6 protein-coding genes are annotated in these 5830 nt (G+C 61.5%); 1 reads left to right on the top strand and 5 read right to left on the bottom strand.

Annotated features, from left to right (window positions below):
- Nucleotides 1–13: 13 nt before the first annotated feature.
- From AVT10_RS17970 to AVT10_RS15375, 4 genes are read right to left on the bottom strand one after another with little or no spacing between them, the layout of a single operon-like run.
- A complete protein-coding gene (locus AVT10_RS17970; protein ID WP_084401782.1) occupies nt 14–463 on the bottom strand; it encodes an acyl-CoA thioesterase in 450 nt (149 codons plus the stop codon).
- 1 nt (nt 464) lies between these two features.
- Entirely contained in the window at nt 465–1793 is a 1329-nt protein-coding gene (locus tag AVT10_RS15365; RefSeq protein ID WP_232308045.1) for a Dyp-type peroxidase, read from the bottom strand.
- Nucleotides 1794–1837: 44 nt separating this feature from the next.
- A complete protein-coding gene (locus AVT10_RS15370) occupies nt 1838–2533 on the bottom strand; it encodes a hypothetical protein (RefSeq protein WP_066693438.1) in 696 nt (231 codons plus the stop codon).
- A 22-nt stretch (nt 2534–2555) separates the two neighbouring features.
- Entirely contained in the window at nt 2556–3644 is a 1089-nt protein-coding gene (locus tag AVT10_RS15375) for a catalase family protein (protein ID WP_232308046.1), read from the bottom strand.
- 67 nt (nt 3645–3711) lie between these two features.
- Here AVT10_RS15375 and AVT10_RS15380 point away from each other — a divergent pair, with 67 nt between their 5' ends.
- The gene (locus tag AVT10_RS15380) at nt 3712–4380 is read left to right on the top strand and encodes a TetR/AcrR family transcriptional regulator (RefSeq protein WP_066693440.1); all 669 of its coding nucleotides are present in this window, start codon (nt 3712–3714) and stop codon (nt 4378–4380) included.
- A gap of 172 nt (nt 4381–4552) precedes the next feature.
- Here the strand turns inward: AVT10_RS15380 and AVT10_RS18370 are convergent, their stop codons facing one another.
- Nucleotides 4553–4822 carry a hypothetical protein gene (locus AVT10_RS18370; protein ID WP_116462793.1) on the bottom strand — a complete coding sequence of 90 codons (270 nt, stop codon included), beginning with the start codon at nt 4820–4822 and terminating at the stop codon, nt 4553–4555.
- Nucleotides 4823–5830 lie beyond the last annotated feature (1008 nt).

Raw genomic sequence — 5830 nt, forward strand, 5'->3', positions numbered from 1 at the left:
CTTCTGGCTGTAATCAACGAGTCCTGACTCTAGCCGTAGTTGCTTCAGTGTCACGAAGATAGAAATGCTGAGCAAGATCGGGACGAATACGCACAAGTTGCCTGGACCCGCGATCGATGCACACCAGCGTAGACTCAACTATGGCAACGTCTTCGCCGTTTCGCTCGAAGCGAGTTTCAAAGTGGGCACGACATCCTTGATGACCAATGACGCGCACTACGGCGACGATCAGATCGTGCAGCACGGCGGGCCTGTGATAGACCACGTCATGACGGTGCGCGATCCAGGCGAGCGTCTCTACCTGTTCTGGCGGCGCGGTCTTGCGCCAATAGGCGTTGACCGCTTCTTGCATCCACATGAGATAGATGGCGTTGTTCACATGATCGAGATCGTCGATCGCTCCCGGACCGACCCTGATCGGATACCGATATTCAACGTAGCGGCCCGGACCATGGTCAGGCATCTCAGTTCCACGATCCTGCCGCGATCCATCGCAAAGCGGTGAGCGAAGGCATGAACATATATTCGCCGCCACGCAGCCGGTTGTACGTGGTGACACCGTCTATACGGCGACGAACCGGCTCGGCAGGCACGGTGAAGCGTCCGGGTTCCTCATGCAGGCCAACCACAGGATCACGCTCCTTCCCCAGGTCGATGAAATTACCGCGATTGATCCATTCCTGCTGCAGAAACTCGATCGTGTCGAACGCACGTGCCGAGATGAAGATGAAGAAGATGCCGCGATCGTCCTCGCCATCGTCGGCAGCAGTCAGGTCGGCCGACCATTTCGGACCGAAGGTGGAAGAGCGGCGGATGATCCGGTGGATGTTTTCGTCAGTCAGGATCGTCAGTCGCTCACCGCGCGGATTGAGGCGGCGCATGTGCGCGCCATGCGGACAGACAATTCCCGCCTTGTCGCCCGAGAAATCAAAGTCGTTGCGCCGGGCCGGATCGGCGCCCAGCTCTTCGTCGTCGCGGGTCGGCGACAGGATCAGCGGTGCCCCCGATCGCCAGCGGCCGAACATCTTGGCGGCCAGCAGCTCCTGCGCCGCCTCATCGTTTGCCTGGCCGCGCACGAAATCGTTGAATGCGCCCGGTCGACTGTCATACTTGCGCAGCACGACATAGGAACCGTTCCGCCCCAGCGCGTCAGGCTGCGGTATCTCCAGCGGCGCTCCCGTTTCGCTGTCCTCGCCCAGGATGAACTCGCCCGGCGCGATCGCGCGCTCCTGCCCCGGCTGTGGATCGACCCCGGCACCCGCGACGGTCGGCTGCGACACCGAGTCACGAAAGCCGAACGGGTTCTTGGCATCCGCATCGGCTCCGAAACGATGTGTTCCGATCAGCGTCACGCCGCTCGATGCATGATATTCGGACATTGCCCGGTCGGTGGCTTCGTCAAGCCGGGCCTGATCCGAAGCGAAGATGGTGAGCGCGATGTGGCAGCGATTGTCGCGATACGCCTCCTCCCATTGCTCGGGAGCATTCTCTCCCGCGTCACGCAGCTGCTCGGCGCGCGCCGCCATTCCCTGACGAAACGACAGAGGAAAGCTGGCGAGCGAGCCTTCGGGCACCCCAAGCGCCTTCAGACCCGCGTGACTGATCGCCACGCCGGTCCATGCCGTCAGCTCTTCGGTCCAGTCTGCTGCGGCAGGGATATGCGGCGCGAGCCTTCGCAGGAGATCGCGGCCACCCGCGGCGTCGTCGACGTGAAGCATTGCGTGAATGCCGACATACGGTTCAGGCCGCGCGCGCAGGATCAACGCCTGAATGTCGTCCAGCTGCAGCGTCACGCGGTCAGGGCGGAAGCGGTCCTTGAGGTGCTGGAGGATACCCATCAGTAATCCACTCCGTGCGGCACCGACACCTGCCTCGACAGCAGGGCCAGCGCGTCCCGTGTCGCGGGGTCCACAGCGGTGTTGCCGGCCATTGTATCGAGGAAGGCATCGAGCGCCGTCTCCATCCGCTGCAGCCGCCGCACGTCCACAACCGTCACCTGCGGGTTGGCGACGAACCAACCGGCCGCGTCGATCTGGTGATCGGCGATGAAATCCTTCACGTCAGGCGAGGCAATCCCCGGCCACCCTTCGACATTGGCGAACAAGAGATCCATCAGGTCAGGGATCTTGGTCGCGAAGTCGTTGATATAGGTATCCCAGTCACCGTCGTACGCCGTAGCGAACAGGATGCGCGTGTCGTCGTCGAACAGGACGAAACGCATGTCATGCAGCGTCGAAACTTTCTGGGCGCCGTCGAAATTGCCGCCGGTCAGGTTGAAGATGCGACGCAGCCGGTCGCCTCCGCCAGGCTTGAGTTTGGCGATTGCAGTCAGTTCGGACACATTGCCCGATTGCCGGCCGGCCCGGCCCGCCGACCCGGCGGTGCCCTTGAACAGAGGGTTGTGGTTGCGGATCAAGCCTTCGATCGCGATCCTGGCCAGCGTGGGGGCATCGGCGGCGATTTCTGCGGCGAGGCGACGGAACTCTTGCAGACGGGTTTCGTCATCAAGCCTGGGATCTTTACTGTCGGCCATGAACGGCTCCTTCTGGTTCGGATCAGTCCGGAATTTCATCAAGCGAGCGTGGTTCGCGCCGAGCCACGGCATTCAGCCTGTGCCGCTGGCTGGAGGACGATTCATACGCTGCCTTGCGGATTCGCATGATGCCGCCGAGCGGCCGATGCGCCGCGACCCCGTTCCACGGGTTGAAGGCGAGATGGTCGTCGCCATGCACCTGTCTGGCCGGGGCATAGGCATCCTGGGGAGGGAAGGTCAGCGTTGCGATCGCGCGATGCGGTGAAAGGGCAGGATCCCACAGGACCGCCGCGTCCTCGACCGGCATTGTATCCGGGTCGACGCATAGCTGCGCGCGTAATTCGTAGGTGGCGCCGGCGTGCCGGAAATGGTCGACTACCGCGTCACGCATGGTCGAGAAGCCCGCCTCGACCTGCCGTCCGGTCAGTTCGGCCACCCCCCCGACCGGCGCCAGCGACAGTTTCGCAACATGATCGCCGTAGCGGATTGCCGCCTGCGTATAAAATGTCTCGCCCAGCATGTTCGCATGGTCGCGCGCCAGTCCGTCAAGCGTGGCTTTAGGGCTGCCGCCTAGCGCCTCCACAGCGCCCTTCACGCCACGCGCGGCAGCGGCGATCAGCCGCTGCGCCGCCTCAGGCGCGTCCGCGTTCTTTTCAAGCAGACCCAGCATGACCTTGTATTTGGCGATCGTACCAAAGGCGAGCGTCGGAAAATTGACCATCAGGAAATCCTGATTGGCCCCCCCGAGGGTGGGTGACAGGCGCTCGCCCCCAACGCCGATGACCTTGACCGCAAAGCCGCGCGGGGCCGGCACTGCATCGCTGTAAATATCACCCGGCGCCGATGACAGTCGAGCTACGATCTCATGTTCGCCAGGGTGGGCGAAGATGCCCTGCGCCAATTCGGCAGGCAGATCCTGATGGACTGTCATCCGCCCTTTCAGGATCGCATGGCTCTTCGCATGTGCGTCTCGGTGCGCATGATGATGCCGCTCTGCGTGAGCAGCCTGTGTCGCCGCCATTCGAGCCACGATCTCACGCGTCAGCGCGGCTTCGTCGGGCTGCTCGATTTCGAGATCGTCGCGATAGGCGATGGGGCGGCGGGTGGTCACGGATGACGGCTTTCATTGAGGCGGGCCACATTAACATATCAAGCGATATATTAGTTGCAATACCTGTGTGGCTGTTGCCCTTGACGCCAACGGGCTGCATCTGGTGTCGGTGGATTATGAGACGACACCGACGACGCAGACGGTACCACGCCGCAGGAAGCGTCCCGAGATGCGCATGGAGACGCGGACACGACTGCTCGACGCCGCGATAGGGCTGATCGTTGCAGGAGGGGTCGCAGCCGCCTCGATTCGAGGCATCTGCGAACGCGCCGGCTTTTCGCAGGGCGCATTCTATTCGTATTTCGCCAGCAAGGACGATCTGCTCTTCACGCTGGTCGAAGAGCATATGGCGAACCTCGCAAGAAAGTTCGACATGTTGGTGGCAGACACCCGGTATCAAACGGCGGAAGCCATCCTGGATACGATCGGTGCCAGTCTGGATGCCTTGTCCGTCGACGCCAGCTATTCGGTTCTGGTGGTCGAACTTCACCTTCACGCACGTCGCAACGCCGCGTTCCGTGCTCGCTTCGAACCGGTCAAGATCGCGTACGAGTCCGCTTTCGCCGGTGTAATGTCCCATCTGCTACGGCGTACCGGCCTGACGCCGGTCATACCGAGCATTCAACTGGCGCGCATCCTTCTTTCGCTGTGGTCCGGTTTGACCCTTCAGGAAAGCAGCGATCCCCCTCCCTCTATACAAATGCGACATGTGTTCGCTGCGCTCGCGCAAGATTGATCGATGCCGCCCGGCAGGATAATCAACGTTGCCGATGCGGTTGGGGGCGGTACCGCGGAGATGGCTGCCTTAGGAAGTCGCGGTGGCGGCCAAAGTAAGTGCCAGTCGCAAAAGGCTCATGATGCTATCTCCTAGGCATATTTTTACGAACGCTCCCGAAGTGGACAGACCCTCAGTTCCGCGATGCCAAGCAATCACTGAGGAATCTGTCGATCACTGCGCGGTAGGCCGTGGCGGCGAACGGCGCCTCAATCGAATGGCCGATCGCTGCAGGCAGTTCCCGGATCCCGTCGCACTGAAGCATTGGTTTTATGGCGGCAAGATCGCCGCGCAGCACCGCGAAATCGCCCGAGGCATGGACGATGCGAACGTTTTCGTGTGGGCCGGGTCCGATCAGAGCAGCAATGTCTCGATCCTCGCTGCCAGCGAAATAATCGAGCAATGCCCTATCGAAAGCCTGCTGTCGTCAGTCTGAATCCGACACCCGCGAAGGTCCGGCCGCAGGTGAAGTCATTCCTCTCTCGAAGCCAGTTGCTCGCCGCGAACACACGCGAGCGAATGTCGCTCCCCCAAGACACAAATGGCGCTGGCGGCGGCATATTGGGAACGGGAGTGAACTGGGCCTCTGGATCGGGGAGGGCGATGGTTTCCCCCGCAATGATCAACCTCCGGGTGCCGACACCCGCAGTGTCATGTGCCCACGCCTGCGCCGGCTGCCCGCGATCCGCCGCGCGGCACCAGTGTTTGTTCTCCGTCCACCACGTAACTCCAGCGAAATCCTGCAACTTTACCACAGTTGGTGCGGATCCACATGCGGACGTCCCTGGACGCACCGACATAGTCATGGAGCCAACCTGCGCACCTGCCTCCCTAGCTGATTGCCGGTCGTTACACGCGGTGATCAGCAGGGGCAGCGTGAATCACAAGAAAAATCGGATGCAGCGTGGCATCAGGTGGCTGTTTCCCTTTACGCCTTCGCCACATCGAACGATCCTTATCATCGTGCCAGCGGTTTGTTGTGATTACGACAAGGTTTCATTTCACGGTCGATCAGCGAGGAAAACGACCGGGGCTATTGAAAAATGCGCCGCTGGTGGCCGGGTCCGGTTGGGGGCGGAATGACACCCCAACGCATAGCGATCCCGTCTCGCATGGGATCGTTGATCGGGAATTGCGGCGATCGTGCCGATGCCGTAGGCTGGTCGTGTTCTCGGGAGTTTTTCGAAATGATCCAGCGTCACCGCTAAAGCGGGAAGGCATACGCCCGCGGAGCGATGCGCCGCCTGGACTCTGGTTTCGAGAACATCATGCAAAGATTGAAGAACAAGACGTGCGTCGTCACCGGCGCAGCGCGTGGCATCGGTCGTGCCATCGCGAGCCGCTTCCATGACGGGGGCGTCACATAAAACGGGCACAGATATACGCTCTCATGACTGCCATCCGAGACGCT

The organism is Sphingomonas hankookensis (genome assembly GCF_001619955.1).
GTDB lineage: Bacteria > Pseudomonadota > Alphaproteobacteria > Sphingomonadales > Sphingomonadaceae > Sphingomonas > Sphingomonas hankookensis_A.

Excerpts from the sequence above, each read along its gene's own strand:
- AVT10_RS17970 (WP_084401782.1), bottom strand. The coding sequence starts at position 463 with ATGCCTGACCATGGTCCGGGCCGCTACGTTGAATATCGGTATCCGATC.
- AVT10_RS15370 (WP_066693438.1), bottom strand. The coding sequence starts at position 2,533 with ATGGCCGACAGTAAAGATCCCAGGCTTGATGACGAAACCCGTCTGCAA.